18 protein-coding genes and 7 pseudogenes are annotated in these 21,582 nt (G+C 72.9%); 9 read left to right on the top strand and 16 right to left on the bottom strand.

The window, feature by feature from the left end:
- Window positions 1-42: 42 nt before the first annotated feature.
- Window positions 43-297 (bottom strand): annotated as a pseudogene (locus WKH84_RS22005) (low molecular weight phosphotyrosine protein phosphatase); the annotation flags it as partial.
- Window positions 298-302: 5 nt separating this feature from the next.
- Complete coding sequence (locus WKH84_RS22000) at window positions 303-632, bottom strand: GNAT family N-acetyltransferase (RefSeq protein ID WP_263311545.1); 330 nt, start codon at window positions 630-632, stop codon at window positions 303-305.
- A gap of 24 nt (window positions 633-656) precedes the next feature.
- Between WKH84_RS22000 and WKH84_RS21995 the strand changes: the two genes are divergently transcribed.
- The 3 genes and pseudogenes from WKH84_RS21995 to WKH84_RS21985 all read left to right on the top strand — a co-directional run bounded on the left by WKH84_RS21995 (window position 657) and on the right by WKH84_RS21985 (window position 2,522).
- Entirely contained in the window at window positions 657-1,022 is a 366-nt protein-coding gene (locus tag WKH84_RS21995) for a DUF952 domain-containing protein (protein WP_010551005.1), read from the top strand.
- 91 nt (window positions 1,023-1,113) lie between these two features.
- Window positions 1,114-1,750, top strand: a pseudogene (locus WKH84_RS21990) (L-threonylcarbamoyladenylate synthase).
- A 172-nt stretch (window positions 1,751-1,922) separates the two neighbouring features.
- Window positions 1,923-2,522, top strand: a complete 600-nt coding sequence (locus WKH84_RS21985; protein WP_341855112.1) for a hypothetical protein — start codon at window positions 1,923-1,925, stop codon at window positions 2,520-2,522.
- Window positions 2,523-2,550: 28 nt separating this feature from the next.
- Here the strand turns inward: WKH84_RS21985 and WKH84_RS21980 are convergent, their stop codons facing one another.
- From WKH84_RS21980 to gcvT, 8 genes and pseudogenes are all read right to left on the bottom strand, one after another.
- Window positions 2,551-3,099 (bottom strand): MFS transporter, encoded by a 549-nt coding sequence (locus WKH84_RS21980; RefSeq protein ID WP_341855111.1) that lies wholly within the window; start codon window positions 3,097-3,099, stop codon window positions 2,551-2,553.
- 154 nt (window positions 3,100-3,253) lie between these two features.
- Window positions 3,254-3,493: a hypothetical protein gene (locus WKH84_RS21975; RefSeq protein ID WP_308740511.1), complete on the bottom strand. Its 240-nt coding sequence runs from the start codon at window positions 3,491-3,493 to the stop codon at window positions 3,254-3,256.
- 89 nt (window positions 3,494-3,582) lie between these two features.
- Window positions 3,583-4,326, bottom strand: coding sequence for a gamma-glutamyl-gamma-aminobutyrate hydrolase family protein (locus WKH84_RS21970; protein ID WP_341855110.1), 744 nt, complete (start codon window positions 4,324-4,326; stop codon window positions 3,583-3,585).
- A 114-nt stretch (window positions 4,327-4,440) separates the two neighbouring features.
- Window positions 4,441-5,582 (bottom strand): annotated as a pseudogene (locus WKH84_RS21965) (glycosyltransferase family 1 protein).
- Between the two features lie 154 nt (window positions 5,583-5,736).
- A pseudogene (locus WKH84_RS21960) lies at window positions 5,737-6,949 on the bottom strand (cobalamin-independent methionine synthase II family protein).
- A gap of 120 nt (window positions 6,950-7,069) precedes the next feature.
- Window positions 7,070-10,005 (bottom strand): annotated as a pseudogene (gcvP, locus tag WKH84_RS21955) (aminomethyl-transferring glycine dehydrogenase).
- A gap of 86 nt (window positions 10,006-10,091) precedes the next feature.
- Window positions 10,092-10,463, bottom strand: coding sequence for a glycine cleavage system protein GcvH (gene gcvH, locus WKH84_RS21950; RefSeq protein ID WP_341855109.1), 372 nt, complete (start codon window positions 10,461-10,463; stop codon window positions 10,092-10,094).
- Window positions 10,464-10,506: 43 nt separating this feature from the next.
- Window positions 10,507-11,640: a glycine cleavage system aminomethyltransferase GcvT gene (gene gcvT / locus WKH84_RS21945; protein WP_308740505.1), complete on the bottom strand. Its 1,134-nt coding sequence runs from the start codon at window positions 11,638-11,640 to the stop codon at window positions 10,507-10,509.
- A 217-nt stretch (window positions 11,641-11,857) separates the two neighbouring features.
- On the opposite strand from gcvT, the gene WKH84_RS21940 reads away from it, so the two are divergent.
- Window positions 11,858-12,565 carry a GNAT family N-acetyltransferase gene (locus WKH84_RS21940; protein ID WP_341855108.1) on the top strand — a complete coding sequence of 236 codons (708 nt, stop codon included), beginning with the start codon at window positions 11,858-11,860 and terminating at the stop codon, window positions 12,563-12,565.
- On the opposite strand, the gene WKH84_RS21935 is transcribed toward WKH84_RS21940, so the two are convergent.
- Window positions 12,460-13,173 (bottom strand): arginine deiminase family protein, encoded by a 714-nt coding sequence (locus WKH84_RS21935; RefSeq protein WP_341855107.1) that lies wholly within the window; start codon window positions 13,171-13,173, stop codon window positions 12,460-12,462. The genes WKH84_RS21940 and WKH84_RS21935 overlap by 106 nt on opposite strands.
- A gap of 295 nt (window positions 13,174-13,468) precedes the next feature.
- A pseudogene (locus WKH84_RS21930) lies at window positions 13,469-13,822 on the bottom strand (arginine deiminase family protein); the annotation flags it as partial.
- Between WKH84_RS21930 and WKH84_RS21925 the strand changes: the two are divergent.
- The 3 genes and pseudogenes from WKH84_RS21925 to WKH84_RS21915 form a co-directional block, all read left to right on the top strand.
- Window positions 13,721-14,236 (top strand): annotated as a pseudogene (locus WKH84_RS21925) (aldo/keto reductase); the annotation flags it as partial. The pseudogenes WKH84_RS21930 and WKH84_RS21925 sit on opposite strands and share 102 nt — an antisense overlap.
- Window positions 14,237-14,318: 82 nt before the next feature.
- Window positions 14,319-14,675 (top strand): aldo/keto reductase, encoded by a 357-nt coding sequence (locus tag WKH84_RS21920; protein WP_341857006.1) that lies wholly within the window; start codon window positions 14,319-14,321, stop codon window positions 14,673-14,675.
- Between the two features lie 268 nt (window positions 14,676-14,943).
- Window positions 14,944-15,447, top strand: coding sequence for a Sir2 family NAD-dependent protein deacetylase (locus WKH84_RS21915; protein WP_341855106.1), 504 nt, complete (start codon window positions 14,944-14,946; stop codon window positions 15,445-15,447).
- Window positions 15,448-15,514: 67 nt separating this feature from the next.
- On the opposite strand, the gene epsC is transcribed toward WKH84_RS21915, so the two are convergent.
- Together epsC and cysK are read right to left on the bottom strand one after the other, a co-directional pair.
- Complete coding sequence (gene epsC / locus WKH84_RS21910; RefSeq protein WP_341855105.1) at window positions 15,515-16,096, bottom strand: serine O-acetyltransferase EpsC; 582 nt, start codon at window positions 16,094-16,096, stop codon at window positions 15,515-15,517.
- 11 nt (window positions 16,097-16,107) lie between these two features.
- Window positions 16,108-17,037, bottom strand: coding sequence for a cysteine synthase A (gene cysK / locus WKH84_RS21905; protein WP_341855104.1), 930 nt, complete (start codon window positions 17,035-17,037; stop codon window positions 16,108-16,110).
- Window positions 17,038-17,277: 240 nt separating this feature from the next.
- Here cysK and WKH84_RS21900 point away from each other — a divergent pair, with 240 nt between their 5' ends.
- Window positions 17,278-18,348, top strand: a complete 1,071-nt coding sequence (locus WKH84_RS21900) for a DUF5129 domain-containing protein (RefSeq protein WP_341855103.1) — start codon at window positions 17,278-17,280, stop codon at window positions 18,346-18,348.
- Window positions 18,345-18,815 carry a hypothetical protein gene (locus WKH84_RS21895; RefSeq protein WP_341855102.1) on the top strand — a complete coding sequence of 157 codons (471 nt, stop codon included), beginning with the start codon at window positions 18,345-18,347 and terminating at the stop codon, window positions 18,813-18,815. Before WKH84_RS21900 ends, WKH84_RS21895 begins: the two co-directional genes overlap by 4 nt.
- Before the next feature lie 98 nt (window positions 18,816-18,913).
- Here the strand turns inward: WKH84_RS21895 and trpS are convergent, their stop codons facing one another.
- Together trpS and WKH84_RS21885 are read right to left on the bottom strand one after the other, a co-directional pair.
- Window positions 18,914-20,008, bottom strand: coding sequence for a tryptophan--tRNA ligase (gene trpS / locus WKH84_RS21890; RefSeq protein ID WP_341855101.1), 1,095 nt, complete (start codon window positions 20,006-20,008; stop codon window positions 18,914-18,916).
- 706 nt (window positions 20,009-20,714) lie between these two features.
- On the bottom strand, window positions 20,715-21,167 hold the full coding sequence (locus tag WKH84_RS21885) for a substrate-binding domain-containing protein (RefSeq protein ID WP_341855100.1): 453 nt from the start codon (window positions 21,165-21,167) through the stop codon (window positions 20,715-20,717).
- Window positions 21,168-21,582 lie beyond the last annotated feature (415 nt).

Here is a 21,582-nt window from a genome sequence, read left to right as displayed (position 1 = left end):
GATCGGGTCGACGTGGTCGTGGTCCAGGGCGAGCACGAGATCCGCGCCCTTCAGCTCCTCGGGATCCATCCGTCGGGCCCGGTGGGCGGAGGGGTCGATCCCGTGCTCGCGCAGCGCTGCCCCGGCGCGCGGATCGATCGGGTTGCCGCTCTCCCAGCCGGTGGTGCCGGCGGAGGCGATCTCCACCTCCCCGGCGAGGCCCTCCGCCTCGACGGCCTCGCGCGCCGCGTACTCGACCAGGGGCGAGCGGCAGATGTTGCCGGTGCAGACGGTGAGGATGCGGTAGGTCAACGTCACTCCTGTCAGGTGGTCGAAGGGGTCGTCCCGGGGTCCTCCAGCAGATCCGCGTACTCGGGATGACGCTCGATGAAGCCGCGGACGAACCAGCAGGTGGGGCGAACCTTCAACCCTCGGGCGCGGGTGTCCTCGAGGGCGAAGCGGACGATAGCCGTCCCGATCCCGCGCCCCGAGCGGTCCGGGGCGACGACGGTCGAGCGCAGGTCGCGCACCTCGTCCTCGTCCTCGAAGGCGAGGACGGCCACGACGGTCTCGCCCTCGAGGGCGGCGAAGCGGTCGCGATCGTCGTCGTGGACCAGGCGCACCGCGCCCCGGTCGGCGGAGGTCTCATCCATGCCGGTCACGGTACACTGCCGCTCATGCCCTCGCCCCTGATCTGGCACATCACCGAGTCGGCCGCCTGGGAGGCGGCGGTCCCGGAGGGCGTCTACACCCGCGCGACCCGCGGCAGGGACCTCGCCGAGGAGGGCTTCCTCCACGCCTCCTGGCCCGAGCAGGTCTCTAAGGTCGCCAAGCGCATCTACCCCGACCGCCCCTCGGACCTCGTGATCCTCGAGATCGATGTGGGCCGGGTCGAGGCGGCCGGCATCGCCGTGGACATCGAGGCCGACGTCGACGGGAAGGGCCGCGGCTACCCTCACATCATGGGGCCGCTCCCGGTCAGCGCGGTGGTGCGCCTGCGGCGCACCAAGTGGATCGGGCGGGAGTTCGTGGTCGTCGCCTGACCCGGCCCGTGCCCGCCCCAGCACCGGCCTCGACGCGCGCCCTGTCCGCGCGGGACCGCCCCGCCCGCCCCGTGCGGGCGTACCATCGGGCATGGCCAGATCACGTCGCTCCGCGAAGTATCTCGACATCCATCCGGAGGATCCGCGACCCCGCCTCATCGCGCAGGCGGTCGCCGCGCTCGAGGAGGGCGGCCTGATCGCCTATCCGACGGACTCCTGCTACGCGCTGGGTCGCCGTCTCGGGGACGCGGACGGCCTCGAGCGGATCCGTCGCATCCGACAGGTCGGCAAGGACCACCACTTCACGCTCGTCTGCGCGGACTTCGCCCAGCTGGGGCAGTACGTGCTGGTCTCCAACCCGACCTTCCGCCTGGTCAAGAACGCGACCCCGGGGCCGTACACCTTCATCCTCCCCGCGACCCGGGAGGTGCCGCGCAAGATGGCCCATCCCAAGAAGCACACCGTCGGGGTGCGGATCCCCGATCATCGGGTGGCCCATGCGCTGGTCGAGGCGCTCGGCGAGCCGATCCTGTCCTCGACGCCGCTGCTCGCCCGGGCAGGAGGACCCGCCCTCGGAGGGCTGGGTGGTGCAGGACCTGCTGGGCGAGCAGGTCGACGTGATCATCGACTCCGGCGAGGTGGGGATCGAGCCGACCACTGTCGTGGACCTCACCGGGTCCGAGCCCGTGATCGCCCGTGAGGGCGCGGGGGACGTCGACCGGATCTGAGCCGCGCGATCCTCGCCCCCTCCGTCCGATCCCGCGGTTCTCAGCCCTGCTGCGCGCTCCGGCGGGTGGAGAGGGCCCCGGAGAACGCGAGGATCCCCAACGCGTAGATCGGCACCAGCCACAGCGCGTAGCGCGCGTCAGCGCGTCCGCGAGCGCGCCGACGAGCGGCGGGGTGAGGAAGAAGCCGAGCCGCGCGAACCAGCCCACCACCGTGATGCCGACGCCGGAGGGCACGCCCGGGAGGTTGTCGGCCGTGCGGAAGGCCGCCGGGAACAGGGTGGCGATCCCCCAGCCCGCCGCCGCGAAGCCGAGCAAGGCGGTCGCCGGTCTGGGCGACACCAGGGCGATGCTCATCCCGACCAGGGCGATGAGGGCGCCGACGCGGGCGGTGACGCGGTCGCCGAGCCGGTCCACGATCGCGTCGCCGGTGAAGCGGCCGATCGTCTGGGCGCCCTGGAGGGCGACGAAGGCCATGCCGGCCAGGAACGGGGTCGCCTCGAAGGTGGAGCGCATGAACAGCGCGCCCCAGGTGTTGCCGGCGTCCTCGGTCGACCCCGCGAACACGAGCACCATGCCCAGCGCCGCCACGAGCCCCAGCGCGCGCAGGCCCATCCCCGCGATGCGCCGTCCCGCGGGCGCGACCGGCGGCACCTCGGCGGCGGAGGAGGCGGACGGACCCGCCGGGGAGTCGCTCGACGTCCCACCGGCACCGTCCGTCGCGGCGACCGGCGCGCGCTCGGTCGAGTCGTCGCCCGGCGCGAGGAACCGGTAGGAGCCCAGCACGAGCGCGCCGAAGACGATCAGGCCCGCCACGCCCTGCGCCCACAGCGGCAGTCCGACCTGCGCGGCGGCCGCGCCAGCGACCCGCCGAGGACCGCGCCGAGCGACCACCAGCCGTGGTAGCTGTTCATGATGGAGCGCCGGTAGCGGCGCTCGACCCGCATGCCGTGCGCGTTCATGGAGATGTCGGTGAGTGCGTCGGCGGCCTGGGCCAGCAGCGGCGCGGCCGTCAGCCACAGCCAGGAGCCGGAGACGTAGATCGCCAGGTGAGAGGTCGAGGCGAGCGGCTGGAAGGCCACGGAGGTGCGGGCCGAGCCGAAGCGGGACATCAGCCGGGCGGCGAACAGCCCCGCGAGCAGTCCGCCGAGCGGCCCCAGCCCGACCGCGAGGCCGAAGGCGGTGTTGCTCAGCCCGATCGACTCCACCAGCTCGGGATACCGCGGCAGGATCGCGCAGAATGAGGCGCCGTTGAGGAAGAAGATCAGCGAGACCGCCCGGCGCGCGAGCATCGCGTCACGCGGCACGGCGGGGCGGAGGGCGTCGTCGGCCGACGGTGAGTGAGCGTTCACGATGCACCATTGTCCGTCACGACGGGGGTCGCGTCACGCCGGGCCCTCGCAGGGGCTCTCCCGGGCGGTCGGGCCGGGCAGGAGCGTCCCGGACATGACCGTGCCCGGCCGCCGCGAGGGCCGCCGGGCACGGTGGAGGATGAGGAGCGAGGGCTCAGGTGAGGAAGCGCGGCACCAGGTCGAAGGTGACGAACAGCGCCACCAGGCACATGGCCAGGCCCGCGATGAAGGTCACGGCGGTGAACATCGCCATCACGTAGAGGCCGGCGACGAACAGGCCGAACAGCACGAGGAACAGCACCACCGACAGGACGACGTTGTTGCCCTTCGAGGTCATGTTCTCGTCCTGGTGCACCCGCGCGCGGCTCGTGTCCGCGACGTGCTCGTTGCTCATCGCCGCCTTCTTTCCTGACTCTGCCGGTCCGCGACCGGTGGTGCGGCGTCCACGGCGCCCGTCATCAGGCGCGGGCGACCGGGTCCATCCTAGACCAGTGCGCGGTCGCTCGCCGCCACGTCCCGGTGCCGGATCGCGGTGAGCAGGCTCTCGAACACCGCAGCGCCGCTCTCGCCGTCGATCTCGGGATGCCACTGCACCCCGATCACGCCGCTGCCCGAGGCGGCCTCGACCGCGAGCGGGAGACCGCTCGCGTGCCGCGCGACGATGCGCAGGTCGCCGCGGACCTCGCGCACGCCCTGGTGGTGGAAGGCGGTGACCCGGGCCGAGGTGCCGAGGGCGAGGGCGAGGTCGCTGGCCGCGTCGATCTCGACGTCGACCGCAGTGGGGGCGAGCCCGGTGGTCGGGTGGGCGGGGACGTCCTCCGGCAGGTGGCGGTGCGACCGGCCGCCCTCGGCGATCGTGATGATCTGCAGGCCGCGGCAGATCCCGAGCACGGGCACGCCGACGCGTCGGGCGGTGCGGTAGAGCGTGGTCTCGAAGGCGTCGCGGGCGGGGTCCGGGGTCATGTCGGTCCCGAGCGCGTCCTCGCCCAAGGCCGCGGGGTCGAGGTCGGTGCCGCCGGTGAGGACGAGGCCGTCGAGCTCGGCGAGCTCCTCCTCGGTCCAGGGGTCCTGCGGGGAGAGGATCACGGGCCGGGCGCCGGCCTCGCGCAGTGCGCGGACGTAGTGCTCGTTGACGACGACGGCGTCGTGACCCTCCCAGGCGCCGGACATCATGGTGCGGGTCCCCGCGGTCACGCCGATGAGCGGGCGACGAGTGCGCCGCGCCATGATGTTGTCCTTTCCGCAGTGGAGCCGGGTCACGTGCCGCCGATCGGCGACAGGACTCAGTCCACCCCGCAGCGACCCCTCCCCGCGAGCTGTGTGGCGGAATGTGACGGCGGCTCAGCGAGCGGGCACTTGGGCGTGCTCCTCGATCGCCCGGCGGTAGTAGCCGCGCAGCCGCTCGCTGAGCACCGGCCAGGTGCGCTTGCGCACGGACTCCAGCGCCGCCGTGCCGAAGGCCTCGCGCTTAGCGTCGTCGAAGAGCAGGTCCGCGGCGCGGTCGCGGAGCTCGTCGAGCATCCCCGGGGTGTACAGCCAGCCGGTGCGGCTCGGGGTGACCAGATCCACCGGTCCTCCCCGGCGCGGTGCGATGACGGGCAGTCCGGAGGCCATGGCCTCCTGGATCGTCTGCCCGAAGGTCTCGAGCTCGCCGGGGTGGACGAAGAGGTCGGCGCTGGCGAGGTGCGCGGCGAGGTCCGTGCCGGAGCGGAAGCCGGCGAAGCGCGCCCGGGGCATGTCGCGACGCAGGGCGTCCCGCTCGGGGCCGTCGCCGACGATCAGCAGGCGCACCCCGGGCATGTCGTGCGCGACGCGCAGATCGGCGACCTGCTTCTCGGGGGCGAGCCGGCCCACGTAGACCACGAGCTTCTCCTCCGGCTCGGCGTAGCGGGCCCGCGACCTCGCACTGCGCAGCGAGCGGGAGAACAGCGAGGTGTCCACGCCGCGTCGCCACAGGTGGACCCGCTCGATGCCGTGCTCGAGCATCTGGTCGCGGGTCGCGGTGGAGGGGGCGAGGTTGAGGGTGGCGCGGTTGTGCACGTCGCGCGCGAGCGCCAGGAGGCGTTCTCGAGGAAGGGCATGCCGTAGCGGGCCGTGTAGCCGGGGATGTCGGTCTGGTACACGGCGACCGTCGGCACCCCGGCCTTCTGCGCCGCGACCACGGCGCGGCCGCCGAGGATCATCGGCGAGGCGAGGTGGATGACATCGGGCGCGAACTCGTCGATGCGACGGCGCAGGGTGGCGGCGCTGGCGGTGGCGATGCGCACCTCGGTGTAGCCCGGCATGGGGGCGGAGGCGATGCGGCGCACCCGGACCCTGCGTCCGCAGGAGGTGCGCAGGTGCTTGTCGGCCCCGGGCCACTTCGGGGCGATGATCCCGAGATCATCGCCCGAGGCGGCGAAGTGGTCGACGACGCGGAGCACCGAGTTGGTGACCCCGTTCATGTGCGGCAGGAACGATTCGGCGACGACGAGGATCCTCACGCCCCCGATGCTCCGCCGCCCAGGTCTCCGCGGCCCCACCGGGGCGTGACGTGTCGTCGACCAGGCGGTGAACTCTCGCCCCGCCCGCGAGCCCGGGCGCGGGGTCCCGACCGCCTCCGATCAGGACCCAGTGGGGCTCAGCGGCGCGCCGGGTTCACAGCCGGGAGGAGGCGAGGGCCGCGCCCTCCACGAGCGAGGCGAGCTTCGCCCAGGCGATCTGCGGGTGGATGCGCCCGCCGAGCCCGCAGTCGGTCGAGCCGATCACGCGCTCGGGGCCGACGATCCGCGCGAAGCGCTCCAGTCGCTGGGCGACCAGCTCGGGGTGCTCGACGACGTTGGTGGCGTGGGAGACGATGCCGGGGACGATCACCTTGTCCTCCGGCGGCTCGAGGTCCTGCCACACGGTCCACTCGTGCTCGTGGCGCACGTTGGCGGCCTCGAAGGAGTAGTACTTCGCGTCGATCTCGAGCAGCAGCGGCGCGATGTGGCGGAACTCGATGTCGGTGGTGTGCGGGCCGTGCCAGGAGCCCCAGCACAGGTGGAAGCGGGTCTGCTCGGTCGGTACGTTGACCAGCGCCCGGTTGACGGCGTCGACGCGCTTGCGGGTGAACTCGAGGTAGTCGGCGACGGAGGGCTCGGGGTTGATCTGGTCCCAGTTCTCGGCGATCGACGGGTCGTCGATCTGCACGGTCAGGCCCGCGGCGGCGATCGCCTCGTACTCGGGACGCATCACCTCGACCCAGGCGTCGAGGAAGGCGTCCTCGTCGCCGTAGTGGTCGTCGGTGATGCGGGAGCCGGAGCCCGGGGACAGCGCGGCGAGGTAGCCGTTCGCGTAGCCGGCGGAGTCGAGCGCGGCGCGGAAGTTCGCCACGTCCTGCGCGACCAGCTCGCGACCGGTGTCGGAGTAGGCGATCGCGGAGGTCGCGGCGGGAAAGGTGGGCTGGGAGCCGACGGTGATGCCCGAGGTCGGGTCCTGGTACGCCTCCGCGAAGAGCGTCCAGTCCCGGCGATCGGGGAAGGTGGTCAGGCGCACGTTCCCGGGGGTGGAGCGCACCGGCTCGGAGGAGAAGTAGTCGCTGCCTGTGATCTCCAGGCCGCTGACCCGGTCGAAGATGTAGGACCACCAGGAGCCGTAGTTCACGGCCGAGCCCATCAGGTGCCCGTACTCGCCGTCGTTGGGGATCGAGATCCCGATCTCGCGCTCGCTTCGCGACGACGTCGACGACGGCCTGGCGCGACACCTCGCGGAACTCGTCGGTGGGGGCGGGGGTCAGCCCGTCCTCGCCGACGGGGCGGGCGGCGTTGGCGGCGATGAGCTCCGGGGTGCGAGGCAGGGAGCCGGCGTGGGTGGTGAGGATCTCGGTCATGGGCCGAGCCTATGAGCAGGGGCGGCCCGGACGCGAGCCGGGCCGTCACAGCAGTTCACGAACTCGCCCGCCCGGGCCGCGGGAGCGGTCCGGGCGGGCGAGGGGCGGGATTTGCCGCGGTCAGTCCAGCGGCCAGGTGGGCACCAGGTTGCGGTCGCCCCAGGCCTGGTCGATGCGACGCACCGGCGGCCAGTACTTCGACTGGATCCGCATCTGGGCGCTGTCGTGGACGGAGTCGTCCTCGGGCGCGGTCCAGGAGCCGGGGTAGACGGCGATCTCGCGGGAGTAGGGGTGGGTCCACTCCCCCGTCGCGATCGACGAGGCCGTGTGCGGCGCGTTCACCAGCGGGTTGTCCTCGGCGGGCCAGGTGCCGGCGATCACCTCGTCGGCCTCCTTCGCGATCATCAGCATCGCCTCGACGAAGCGGTCGATCTCGGCGAGGTCCTCGGACTCGGTGGGCTCGACCATGAGCGTCCCCGCGACGGGGAAGGACATGGTCGGGGCGTGGAAGCCGAAGTCGATGAGGCGCTTGGCGACGTCGTCGACGGTGATCCCGGTGCGCTCGGTGAAGGGGCGCAGGTCCACGATGCACTCGTGGGCGACCAGCCCGTTCTCACCGGTGTACAGGATCTCGTAGGACTCGGAGAGGCGGCGGGCCATGTAGTTCGCCGCGAGCACCGCCGAGGCGGTGGCGTGGCGCGACCCGTCCGGCCCCATCAGGCGGATGTAGGTCCAGGTGATCGGCAGGATCGACGGCGAGCCGTAGGGTGCCTGCGAGACGGGCGCCCCGCCGTGGACCTGCTCCCCCGCCCCGGCGACCGGGTGCGACTCGCGCTGGATCTCGGGGTGACCGGGCAGGAACGGCGCCAGGTGCGCCTTCGCCGCGACCGGGCCGACGCCCGGGCCGCCGCCGCCGTGCGGGATGCAGAAGGTCTTGTGGAGGTTCAGGTGGGAGACGTCGCCGCCGAACTCGCCGGGGCGCGCCACCTGCAGCAGCGCGTTGAGGTTCGCGCCGTCGACGTAGACCTGGCCGCCCGCGTCGTGCACCAGCTCGCACACGGTGCGCACCTGCTCCTCGTACACGCCGTGCGTGGAGGGGTAGGTGATCATGATGGCGGCGAGCTCGTCGCCGTGGTCCTTGATCTTCTGCCCCAGGTCCTCGAGGTCGATGTTGCCCTTCGCGTCCGAGGCGACGACCACGACGCGCAGGCCCGCGTTCACGGCGCTGGCGGCGTTGGTGCCGTGGGCGGAGCTCGGCACGAGGCACACGTCGCGGGAGGACTCGCCGCGGGAGGCGTGATACGCGCGGATCGCCAGCAGGCCCGCGAACTCGCCCTGCGAGCCCGCGTTGGGTCGCAGGGAGACCGTGTCGTAGCCGGTCAGGTCCGTCAGCCAGGTCTCGAGCTGGGTGATGAGGTCGAGATAGCCCGTCACGTCCTCGGCCGGGGCGAAGGGGTGGATCCCGTTGAACTCGGCCCAGGTGATGCCGGCCATCTCGGTGGCGGCGTTGAGCTTCATCGTGCACGAGCCCAGCGGGATCATGCCGCGGTCCAGCGCGAAGTCCCGGTCGGAGAGGCGGCGCAGGTAGCGCATCATCGCGGTCTCGGAGCGGAAGGAGGAGAACACCGGGTGGCGCAGGAAGGGGTCCTCGCGCACCAGGCCCTCCCAGCCGGCCCCGGAGCCGACCTCGGCGAGCTCCTGGCCGGGGGTCGGGGCATGCGGGGCGAAGGCCGCGGCGATCGCCTGCAGGTCCGCGGCGGTGATCGTCTCGTCCAGCGACAGGTGGACCACGTCGTCGCCGAGGACGCGGACCACGAACCCGGCCTCGCGCAGGGAGGCGGCGATGTCGGAGGCGGTGCCGGTGGCCCGCACCTCGAGGGTGTCGAAGAAGGACTCCGCGACCAGCTCGAAGCCGCCGCGGCGCAGGAGGTCGGCGAGGGAGGCGGTGCGGTCGGCGACCGCGCGACCGATCCGGGTCAGCCCCTCCGGGCCGTGGTAGACGGCGTACATCGCGGCCATCACGGCCAGCGAGACCCTGCGCGGTGGTGATGGAGCTGGTGGCCTTGTCGCGGCGGATGTCTTGCTCGCGGGTCTGCAGGGAGAGGCGGTAGGCGGGGTTGCCGTCGGCGTCGCGGGAGACGCCGACCAGGCGGCCGGGCAGCCGCCGCTCGAGGCCCTTGCGCACGGCGACGAAGCCGGCGTGCGGGCCGCCGAATCCGAGCGGGATGCCGAAGCGCTGGGTGGTGCCGACGGTGACGTCGGCGCCGAGCGAGCCCGGGGAGGCGAGCATGGTCAGGGAGAGCAGGTCCGCGGCGACGATCGCGACGGCCTTGGTGGACCTGACCTCGGCGATGACGTCGCGCGGGTCCCAGATGCGGCCGGAGGCGCCGGGGTACTGGATCAGGGCGCCGAAGTAGTCGCCCTCGGGGGCGCCGCCCGTGCGGAAGTCGACCTCGCGCGACTCGATGCCGAGCCCGTCGGCGCGGCCCTGCGAGCACCGCCTTGGTGGCCGGCGCGCGTCGGCGTCGACGAGGAAGACGTTCCCGTTGCGCTTGGCGGTGCGGCGGGCGAGCATCAGCGCCTCCGCCGCGGAGGTCGCCTCGTCGAGGGTGGAGGCGCCCGAGACGTCCATCCCGGTGAGGTCGCAGACCATGGTCTGGAAGGTCAGCGGCGCCTCGAGTCGGCCCTGCGAGATCTCGGGCTGGTACGGGGTGTAGGCGGTGTACCAGGCGGGGTTCTCCAGCACATTGCGCTGGATGACGGCGGGGGTGTGGGTGCCGTGGTAGCCGAGGCCGATCAGGGAGCGGTGCACGGTGTTGCGGTCCGCGAGGGCGCGGAGCTCTTCGAGCGCGGCGGGCTCGGTGATCCCGTCGGGGACGGAGGTCGCGTCGAGCGCCTCCTCGTCCAGCAGGATCGTGGAGGGCACCGCGGCCCGCGAAGATCTCGTCCAGGGACTCGTAGCCCAGGACCTCGAGCATGTGGCGCTGGGCGCCGGGGTCGGTGCCGACGTGGCGGCGGACGAAGGAGTCGTGATCGAGCGCAGGCGTTGCGGTCATGAAGGCGTGTCCCTGGGGTTCTACGTGGAGGTGCGGGGTCGTGGCCTGGGCGCGGGGCGGCCCGGCGCCGGGCCGCCCCTGCATGCTCAGGACTGGGTGAGGGCCTTGTACTCCTCGGCGCTGAGCAGGTCGTCGGGCGACGCCTCGAAGGTGGCCTTGATCAGCCATCCCTCCTCGAAGGGTGAGGAGTTCACGAGCTCGGGCTCGTCGACGACGGCCTGATTGGTCTCGGAGACGGTGCCGCTGATCGGCGAGAAGAGATCGGAGACGGACTTGGTCGACTCGATCTCGCCCATCTCGGTGCCGGAGGTGATCTCGGAACCGACCTCGGGCAGGTCGACGTAGACGACGTCGCCGAGCCGCTCGGCGGCGAAGTCGGTCACGCCGATGACGGCGACGCCGTCGGACTCGACGCGGACCCACTCGTGGTCCTTGCTGTAGAGGAGTTCTGCGGACATTGCTGTGGTCCTTCCTGGGGACGGTCGGGGAACTCGGAGCCGCTCAGCCGCGGCGGTAGAAGGGCGTCTCGACGACGCGGACCGGCAGGTCCTTGCCACGCACGTCGACCACCAGCTCGGTGCCGACCTCGCGGTGGGAGGGGTCGATGTAGGCCAGCGCGATGGGATGGCCGAGGGTCGGCGAGAGCACGCCGGAGGTGACGGCGCCGATCTCGTTCCCCTCCCCGTCGCGGACGGCGGAGCCGGCGCGGGCGGCCCGGCGGCCCTCGGCCGCGAGGCCCACCAGGACGGGCAGTCCCTCGGTCTGCGCCGCCTCGGTGGCTTCCCGGCCGACGAAGTCGCCCTTGGAGGAGAGCGCGACGACGCGGCCCATGCCAGCCTGGGCGGGCAGCAGGTCCCGGCTCAGCTCGTTGCCGTACAGCGGCATGCCGGCCTCGAGGCGGAGGGTGTCGCGGCAGGCGAGGCCGCAGGGCACGATCCGGTCCCCGCCGACGGCGGTGAGGGCCTTCCAGAGCTCCTCGGCGGAGTCGTCGCCGACGTACAGCTCGAAGCCGTCCTCGCCGGTGTAGCCGGTGCGGGCCACGAGCAGGTCGCCGCCGCGGTAGGTGCCCTCGGCGAAGCGGTAGTACTTCATCGAGGTGATGTCCTCGGCGGTGACGCCCTCGACGCCGGAGTCCTCGGCGTCCAGCAGGTCCAGCAGGATCTGCTCACTGGCGGGGCCCTGCACCGCGATCAGGGAGGTGCGGTCCGAGGCGTCGTCGACCTCGACGTCGAAGCCCGCGACGCGGGCACGGATCTCCTCGGCGTCGACGACGGCATTGGAGGCGTTGGCGACGACGAGGAAGTGGTCCTCGGCGAGCCGGTAGACGATCACGTCGTCGATCACCCCGCCCTGCTCCGTCAGGAGCAGGGTGTACTTCGCCCGGCCGACGGCCACGGCGGAGAGCTTGCCGGCCATGGCGTGGTCGAGGGCCTCGCCCGCCTGCGGCCCGCGCAGGTGGATCTCGCCCATGTGGCTGAGGTCGAAGAGGCCTGCGCTCTCGCGCACCGCCCTGTGCTCGGCGAGGTCCGAGTCGTATCGGACCGGCATCCGCCATCCCGCGAAATCCGTGAACGTCGCTCCGAGCGACTCGTGGACCGCCTCCAGTGCCGTGCTGCGAAGGTCCTGGTCGACCATGGTGCTCCTACTCGTCCGGGGACTGCGTGAATGTTCGTCACGACCGACTCGCGAGGCCCGGTGCGGGACCGGGCACCGACGCTCGGCGGCACACCGATGTGCCGCAGAGTCACCATACCGAACCCGGACACGCCTCGCGGTCCTCGTCGCACCCCGTCGCCACGGAGACGCGGACCCCGACGGGCGCGACCGGCCCGGTGCTTGTACCGTGGTGGTCGTGACGAAGGAAGGCACCGCCGAGTGGCCCGTCCGGATCCGCAGTCCCCGACTCGTGATCCGGCCGCCGGGCGACGCCGACCGCACCGCGCTGATCCGGCTGATGACCGACCCGGTCACCCGCGAGTACCTCGGCGGCGCCGTGGACTACGCCTCCCGCCAGGCGCTCGAGCTCTCCCCGCTGGGCATCACCTGGGGGCGCTGGGTGCTCGCCCTGGCCGAGGACGACACGATGATCGGCTCGATCACGCTGGACTACGACCGCGGGGAGCTGGAGCTGTCCTACGCGCTGCTGCCCGAATGGACCGGTCTGGGCTACGCCGCGGAGTCCTGCATCGCGGCCGCTGGACTGGGCGCGCCGCGAGCTCGCGGACGAGGTCGTCATCGCGATCAGCCAGACCCGCAACAAGCGCGGCGTCGCCCTCTTGCGCAAGCTCGGGTTCACGGTGCGCAAGGGGCTCGAGGAGTTCGGCACCCAGCGGCTCGCTGCTGGAGCGCTCGCTGCGCGAGCCGCCGCCCGCCCAGGAGACGACCCTGCAGACCGCGGAGGACCCGCCGCCCCCGACGCGCCGCTGAGGGCGCCGCGCTCAGCGACGGCGACGCTCAGCCGCGTGCGACGGGGCGACTCATGCGGCGCGGACCGCCCCGACCGCGCCCCAGCTCGTCGCCCGCGAACTCGAGCACCTCCACACCCTGGGCGCGGAGGTAGTCGTTGGTCGCCGCGGCCCGCTCGTAGGCGATGACCCTGCCCGGTGCGAGGGCGAGCACGTTGCACCCGTCGTCCCACTGCTCGCGCGCGGCGGCGTAGGCGTCCAGCGGAGGGGTGAGCACCCGCAGGGAGGGGACCCCGAGCCCGCGGGCGAGCACGGCGTCCATCTCGTCGGCCGACCGCGCCCGGGAGACCAGCCGGTCGCCGAGCCGCTCGATCTCGAAGGTCTCCAGCGCCGGCAGGGGGCCGAAGCGGAGCATCGACTCCTCGTCGACGACGGTCGTGACGGTGTCCAGGTGCATCATCGCGCGGCGGTGGGGCGGCGCGATCGCGATCACCCGGTCCACCGCGTCGTCGGCGAGGAGGGCGGCGGCGAGGCGCTCGACGCCGACGGCGCTGGTGCGCTCCGACATCCCGATCGCGACCGTGCGCGGGGACAGCATCATCACGTCGCCTCCCTCGACGCTCGCCGCCCCGGCGCCGTCGCGGCCGAGCAGGCGCCGCGGACCGCCGGGCCGGGCGAAGCGCGGATGGTGGCGGTAGACCATCTCCAGGTGGAGGCTCTCCCGTCGCCGGGCCGAGCGTCGCATGGCGCCGACCGAGACCACGTCGCCGATCCAGGCGGAGGTGTCGCGGGTGAACAGGTGGTTGGGCGCGGGTCGAGCACGAGGTGCTCCTCCCCCACCCGCTGCGGCGCGCGATCGAGCGCGGCTCCGCCCCGAGCGTCCTCAGCTCGCCGACGGTGATCCCGCCGATCAGCACGTCCGCGAGCGCCTCGGCGTCGAGGTCGGCGAGCCCTCCGCGCAGGTCCTGGACGGCGATGTCGCCGAGCACGGCGGGGTCGAGGGCGCGGGCGAGCAGGTGCTCCCGCGGCCCCACGTCCCGCAGGATGTCGACGAGCAGGTCCCGCGGCTGGAGGACCTCGACCCCCTGGCCGCCCAGGAGGCGGGTGAACTCGTCGTGCTGAGCCTCGGCGCGGTCCCGCCACAGCACCTCGTCGAAGAGCGGCTCCTCGCGGGTGTCCGGGGTGAGACGCTCGAGCTCGCGGCCGGGCCGGTGGACGAGGACGGTGCGCGCGGCGAGATCTCGTCGTGCACCCCGTGTACGCCCGCGGCGGGGGCCGCCTCCGGGGTCGGGGCCGTGCCGGTGCCGCTCATGCTTGCGCTCTCCTCGCGGGTCGACGTCCTCGTCCTGCCGGACGCTAGCAGAGCACCGGGGCGGGATGATCGATACGCTGGGAGCACCCGCTACCGTCATCCAGGAGGATCCGTGTCCGAGCTGTCCATCCCCACCACCGCCCTCGCCGACGGCACCGTCTTCCCGCTGATCGGCTTCGGCACCTCCGGCATGAAGGGCACCGGCGGCGCCGACGCGGTCGCGGCGGCGCCGCGCGCCGGCTACCGGCTCGTCGACACCGCCGCCCAGTACGGCAACGAGGCCGCCGTCGGCCAGGGTCTGCGCGACAGCGGCCTGGACCCCGACGAGGCGCTGATCACCACCAAGATCGCCGGCGGCGACCAGGGCCGGGAGGAGGCCCGCGAGGGCCTGCTCGGCTCGCTGCGCCGCCTGGGCCTGCCCCGCGTGGCCCTGACCCTCATCCACTGGCCGAACCCGTCGCGGGGCCTCGCCCTGGACACCTGGCGCACCCTCGTCGAGCTGAAGGAGCAGGGCCTGACCCAGCACATCGGCGTCTCGAACTTCCGCCCCGAGCGGCTGCAGCGCGCTGATCGACGAGACCGGCGTCGCGCCCGAGGTGAACCAGATCCAGCTCTCCCCCGCCCTGCGGCGGCGGGAAGCCGTCGCCTTCCATCGCGAGCACGGCATCGTCACCCAGGCCTGGGGCCCGCTCGGCGGCCGCGAGGGCCTCGGCGAGCAGTTCGCGCCGCGCCGCGTCGCCGAGAAGCACGGCGTGAGCACCTCGCAGATCTCGCTGCGCTGGGCTGCGGACCAGGACATCGTCGTGATCCCGAAGTCGCAGGACCCGACCCGTCAGCGCACCAACGCGACGCTCGAGGGGATCTCCCTGGACGACGAGGACCGTGCGCTGCTGGCCACCCTCGACCTCGGGGAGGACGCCGCCTGGGACTCCCGCGAGCACGAGGAGTGGTGAGCACGGCCGCTCCCTTCGTCCCGGGACCGGAGCACCGTGAGGTCGTCTTCCTCACGGGCTCCGGGCTCAGCGCCCGCACGGGACTGGGCACCTTCCGCGGCCCGGAGGGCCTGTGGGCCCTCGAGCCGGAGACCGAGCAGGCGATGCACGCCTCGCTGCCGCCGGGCTCCCTGCCGCGCTGTGGGCCGTGTGGGGGCGGATGGCCTCGATCGCGCTCGCGCACGGCCCCACTCCGGGGCACCGGGCGATCGCCCGCCTCGGTGCACCGGTGATCACCCAGAACGTCGACGGGCCGCACCAGGCCGCGGGCAGCGAGGTCGTCGCCGAGCTCCACGGCGCCGCCCTGCACGCGGTGTGCCTGGGGCGGCGCTGCGACTGGCGGGCGGTGCTCGCACCGGGCGAGGGATCCTCCCCGAGGACCACGGCGTGCCCGGTCACTGCCCGCGCGCGGGGAGCCGACCCGCCCGGACGTGGTGCTCTTCGACGAGCGGCTGCCCTCCGCGCGCTCGAGCTCGCCATGCGCCTCGCGCGCGTGCGGATCTCCTCGTCGTCGTCGGCACCAGCGGGGTCGTCTTCCCCGCGGCGCGGCTCGCGCCGCTGGCCCGGGAGCACGGGGCGACGACGGTGCTGGTGGACATCGCTCCTCCGCACGGCTCCTCGGAGCTGTTCGACCACGTCCTGGCCGAGGACGCGCACGAGGTCTTTGCCCGCCTGGGAGCGTCGCCTCCACCGCGTCGGCGGGACCTCGTTCCTCGATCCCTTCGGCGCCTGAGCGCAGCGGTCCCGGCGGGCGCGCGCGACCCGCGAGGCCAGGGGCCCCGCGGGTCGTCGGCTCCGGATCAGATCCAGATCGCCGGGTCGGTGTGCTCCTCGGGATGCGCGGCCTCGGGGCGGATCGTCGCCGGGATGCCGACGGCGGTCGCCCGGGCCGGGACGTCCTTGACGACCACGGCGTTGGCCCCGACCTGGGAGCCCTCGCCGAGGGTGATCGGGCCGAGCACCCGGGCACCGGCCCCGATCACCACGCCGTCGCCGACCGTGGGATGGCGCTTGACCCGCTCCATCGACCGGCCGCCCAGGGTCACGCCGTGGTAGAGCATCACGTCGTCGCCCACCTCGGCGGTCTCGCCGATCACGACGCCCATGCCGTGGTCGATGAAGAAGCGCCGGCCGATCATGGCGCCGGGATGGATCTCGATGCCGGTCACCGAGCGCGAGCCCTGGGCGAGGACGAGGGCGGGCGACTTCGCACCGCGCGCCCAGAGCCGATGCGCCACGCGGTGGGTCCAGATCGCGTGCGGCCCCGGGGAGGTCAGCAGGATCGCGAGGTCGTCGGTCGCCGCAGGGTCGCGGCGGTGCGCCGCCGCGAGGTCCTCCCGGACGCTCGCGACGACGCCCATCACCCGGTCCAGGGCGGCCATGGCGTCCTTCCTCAGTCCGCGTACTGCGCGAACAGCGGCGTGGAGAGGTAACGCTCGCCGAAGGAGGGCACGATCACCACGATGGTCTTCCCGGCGAACTCCTCGCGGGCGCCGACGCGGGCGGCGGCCTCGATCGCGGCGCCGGAGGAGATGCCCACCAGCAGGCCCTCGCCGCGGGCCACGGAGCGGGCCCGCTCCATCGCGGTCTCGGCGTCGATGTCGAGCACCTCGTCGTAGACCTCGCGGTCCAGGATCGAGGGCACGAAGTTCGCGCCGATGCCCTGGATCTTGTGGGGGCCGGGCTGGCCGCCGTTGAGGATCGCGGACTCCTCGGGCTCGACGGCGAAGACCTTCACCTCGCCCTTGCGCTCCTTGAGCACCTGGCCGATGCCGGAGATGGTGCCGCCGGTGCCGATGCCGGCGACGACCGCGTCGACCTCGCCCTCGGTGTCCGCCCAGATCTCCTCGGCGGTGGTGCGGCGGTGGATGTCGAGGTTCGCGGGGTTGTCGAACTGCTTGACCTGCACGGCGCCGGTCTCCGCCGCGATCTCCTCGGCCTTCTCGACCGCGCCCTTCATGCCCTTGGCGGCCTCGGTGAGGACCAGCTCGGCGCCGTAGGCGCGCAGCGACATCCGCCGCTCCTTGGACATCGACTCGGGCATGGTGAGGACGACCTTGTAGCCGCGGGAGCCTCCGATCATGGCCAGCGCGATGCCGGTGTTGCCGGAGGTCGCCTCGACGATGGTCCCGCCGGGCTTCAGCTCGCCGGACTTCTCCGCGGCATCGATCATGGCCACGCCGATGCGGTCCTTGACGGAGTTGGCGGGGTTGTAGAACTCGAGCTTGGCCAGGACGGTCGCGCGTACGTCGTCGCCCAGGCGGTTGAGCTTCACCAGCGGGGTGCGACCCACCAGATCGGAGACGTTCTCGTAGACGGGCATGCGGTACCTCCTCGTCGGGCCCCGCACGGTGCGGGGCCAAGGGTTTCTTGCGTCGATCATAACGGGGCGGGGCGTGAAGGGTTCGGGAGTTCGACGGGCGACCCACGGGACGCCGACGGGAGCGGCTGACGGGAGCGGCCGCGGAGACTCCCAGGGTTCTTCCGCAGGTCGACGGGAGGAGGGCCCGACACCGACGGAGGTCGTCCCCCTTCCCGCCGGTCGAGCCGTTACGGTCGCCCCATGTCCACGTCGCGTCCGTCCTCCGCCGCTCTCGGCGCACCCCGCACCCGCCGTCCCTCGAGGACCGTCCTGCTGCTGCTCGCGCTCCTGGCCGTCCTCCTGCCGGCGGCGCTCGCCACCGCACCCGCGCGTGCCGAGCCGCCGGCCTCCGTCGAGGTCACCGACACCACCCGCTCCGTGGACCCGGAGATCCTCGAGCACCGCCTCGCGGAGATCGACTTCCGCACCGAGGTGCGCCTGGTCGTGCTCGTCCTGGACGTCACCGAGCACGGCCTGGACCCGGCGGACGACAGGGCGCTGAACGACGCGGTGCTCGACCACGCCCGCGGCTCCGACCCCTCGCTGCTCTCCGCCGACGGCTCGCACTGGGCCGACGGGACGGTGATCCTCGCCCTGGATCCGAACAACCGCTTCCTGGGCTCCTATGCCGGCGAGGACGTGAAGCTCTCGGACAGCGACTTCGAGGCGGTCCAGGACGCGATGCGCGATCCCGCCCGGGACGCGGACTGGGACGGATCGCTCGAGGCGGGTGCGAAGAAGTACGCCTCACTCCTGCACCGTCCCTGGTGGCGTCATCCCGCCGCGCTCGTCGCCGCGGCGGCCGTCGTGGTCGGAGCCGTCGTCGCGGCGGTCTCGACCCTCGGGCCGCGTCTCGCAGCACGGCGCCGGGTGGATCGTGCCCTGCCTCGACACCGGGACGTCCTGACCAAGCGCGCGATCACCGACGCCGCGGCGCGCACTCTGCCCGAGCACTCCGCCTACGCGCAGGTCGCGGTTCTCGCCCACGTGCGGTTCTCCCAGGACCTCGAGGAGGCGGCCCGGCTCCGCGCCGCCCTCCCAGAGCCTGCCAAGCGCCGCTGGGCGTGGGGCCTGCGCGGCCGCGAGCGGGCGACGGCCGCGGACTTCGAGCGCGTGGTGGAACGGCTCGACGACGCCGACGACGACATCCTCGCCGCCGCCGATCTGCTCCATCGCAGCGGGGAATGGCGAGCAGTCTGGGACCGGGAGCTCGAACCGCTGCGCGACTCCTCGCCGCCCTCGGGGAGGTCGAGGAGGACCGCGGGGAGATGAGCACTGCCGAGCAGGCATCCGCGGACCGTCTGCTGACGCTCGGCGACGGGATCGCCCGCGAGCTGGATCGGCTCACCGCTCGACTCGAGGACGACGCGATCGATCCCGACTCGGCCCTCGAGGAGCTCGACACCCTCACCCGGGAGCTCTCGGCCGCGGTCGAGGAGCTTGCCGAGCACCGCATCGACGTGCTCGCCGAGGACGATGACGAGCGCGAGGTCTTGCGCGACGCCTTCGAGGACGCGGACGGCGGGGAGTACCGCTCCCTGCGCGCCCGACGTCACGCGCTGGCCCCCGGGACGTCACCGGGCCTCTGGCGACTCAGCCCCGTGCTGTGGTATTCGAGCTGGCACCAGGAGTCCGGCTCCGCGCTCGAGACGCACCGCTCGCCCTCCTCGGGAGGCGGCGGCGTGACGGGCTACTCCGGCGGCGGGTTCTCCGGGGCGGGCGGCTCGAGCCGTTTCTGAGCCGGCACCGGGCGCGCCCGCCCGGGCGCGGGCCGCGGACGAGGACGGGCCCGTGGCCCGCCTGCGCAGGTCACGGGCCCGTCCCTGGGCAGGAGCGGTCAGTAGACCATCCCCATGAACTCGCGCACGCGCTGGAGGGTCTCGTCGGCCGCGGCGTTCGCGCGCTCGTTGCCGGCGCGCGACACCTGCATCAGGTAACCGGGATCCTGCTCGAGCTCGGCGCGGCGGGCGCGCGGCGGGGCGAGGTGGGCGTTCAGGGCCTCGGCGGTGAAGATCTTCAGGGTCCCCGCGCCGCGGTCGCCGATCTCCTCGGCGATGTCCTCGGGGGTGCGGCCGGTGGACTGCGCGGCGATCGTGAGCAGGTTCGCGACCTCGGGGCGGTTCTCGGGGTCGTAGGTGATCTGCCGGTCGGCGTCGGTCTTGGCCTTCTTGATCTTCTTGATCGTCTCGGCCTCGCCCATCCGCGACATGACGGTGTTGCCCAGCGACTTGCTCATCTTGTTCTCGCCGTCCAGCCCCAGGATCGTCGGCGACTCGGAGAGCGGCGCATCGGGCTCGGGGAAGTACTCCTCGCCGCCCGCATAGCGCTCGTTGAAGCGCCGGGCGATGACGCGGGTCTGCTCGATGTGGGGCGGCTGGTCCTTGCCGACGGGCACGAGGTTGCCGTGGCAGAAGAGGATGTCCGCGGCCTGGTGCACGGGATAGGTGAGCATGAGCCCGCCCATCGCGGACTTCCCGGCGGCGGCCAGCTCGGCCTTGACGGTGGGGTTCCGCTCCAGCTCCGGCTGGGTGACCAGCGAGAGGAACGGCGGCATGAGCTGGTTCAGGGCGGGCACCGCCGAGTGGGTGAAGATCGTGGCGCGCTCGGGGTCGATGCCGACGGCGAGGTAGTCGGTGAGCGGCTCGCGCACGGAGCCCTGGATGTCGCCGAGGATCTCGCGGTCGGTGATCACCTGGTAGTCGGCGACGATCACCCAGGTCTCCACGCCGGCCTGCTGCAGGCGGACGCGGTTGCGCAGGGAGCCGAAGTAGTGGCCGATGTGCAGGGCGCCGGTGGGCCGGTCACCGGTGAGCATGCGCAGGCCGCTGGGGTCGCTCTCGATCTTCTGCCAGATCGCGTCGCTGCGCCGCTGGGCGGCGTCGTAGCTGGAGGGGGTGATTTCGGGGGTCACATCGGCGACGATATCGGTCATGCCCACCATGCTATCGGCGCCCGCGCGCCCCTCCGACGCGACCGACGACGGCCGGATCGTCGGGTGCCTCACCAGGCCAGGGAGAGCACCAGCACGGCGATGGAGTGGAGCAAAGATCCCCAGACAGTTCACCCAGAAGGCGGGACCGAGGAAGCACGCCCGCAGGTGGGATGCGGCGGCGGGGAAGTAGAAGACCCGGACAGGACGGCGGCCAGCCCGGAAGTCGGCGGTTCGCCGATTGGGGAGCTCGGAGACCAGGGTGGAGGGATAGCGGCCCGTCACGAGGATCGCGACATAGGACCGCGACAGCTCGGGGTGCGCGAACAGGCTCCCAGAAAGGGATCGACCAGCCCGAGCATGGCGTCCGCGACGTCCAGCGCACCGTACCCGGCGGTCTCCGGCTCGTACCCCGCGACCTCCGTGACGGCGGCGTCGTGCGGCGATCACCCGCCGATTCGTCCCTGCGCGCTGTGCGTGCCGTGTTCCAGGCATCGGACCTCCCCGACCGTGGTGAACATGTTCAGTGAGCACGTCCACCGAGGTAAGTGCGACCCGAGATGATCGCACATCCGGACGGAGGAGCCGGTTCTCCTCGGCTCCCTTCCAGGGATGGAAGTCAGGTGATGAATACCGTGCCGTGCGGCGTTGCCGGGGTCGCTCGCGGCGTCCGACCGGGGCGAGGAAGCCCCCGGTCCGCGGCCCCGGGTCAGGCTTCGGGGGCGGAGCCGGTGGAGCCGCGGACGACGAGCTGCGGCCGCACCACCACCAAGGTGCGGGAGGGGCGACGGGACTCCTCGCCGCCACTGAGCGCGGCGCGCACGGCCGCGCGAGCCAGGGCGGGCACGGCCTGGCGCATGGTGGTCAGCGGCGGGTTCGTCAGGGCCGACCAGAACACGTCGTCGTAGCCGACCACGGAGACGTCCCCCGGGATCGTCAGGCCCATCGCGCGCACGGCCTCCAGGGCGCCGGCGGCCATCACGTCGGACCCGCACATGATCGCGGTGGCGCCGCGGGCGACCAGGTCGCGGGCGGCCTCGTAGCCCCCGGCGTAGGAGAAGTCGGTGTAGGAGACGGGGCGCTCCTCGCGGTCGCTGTCGGCGGAGGCCTCCTCGAAGACCCGCACCTTCTCGCGCACCGGCCAGGTGCGCTCGTCCCCCACCGCGAGGCCGATGCGGCGGTGGCCGAGGTCCTCGAGGTCTTTGCAGGGTGGCGCGCACGGCGTGCTCGTCGTCGGTGGACAGGTAGGCGGCGTCCAGGTCCGGGCGCACGCCGTTGACCAGCACCAGGGGCCTCCCGGTATCGGTCACCTCGCGGTAGTGGTCGATGGGGCCACCTTCCTGGGCGTGGTGCCCGGAGACGACGATGATGCCGTCCACCCCGACCGACAGGAAACGCTGCAAGATCTCTCGCTCGCGTTCAGCGGTCCGGGCACGCATGGCCACCAGGCAGTCGGCCCCGCGCGCGAAGAGCTCGGCCTCGATGCGCTCGGCCCAGGAGGTGAAGACCTGGTTGTCGAGGTCGGGCACCAGCATCCCGACCAGCGGCCCGGTGCGGGTGGCGGCGGTGCCGACCTC

Origin of the sequence: Brachybacterium sp. GPGPB12 (assembly GCF_038396325.1) — a bacterium.
Classification (GTDB): Bacteria; Actinomycetota; Actinomycetes; order Actinomycetales; family Dermabacteraceae; genus Brachybacterium; species Brachybacterium conglomeratum.
This window is presented reverse-complemented; position numbering and strand designations above follow the sequence as displayed.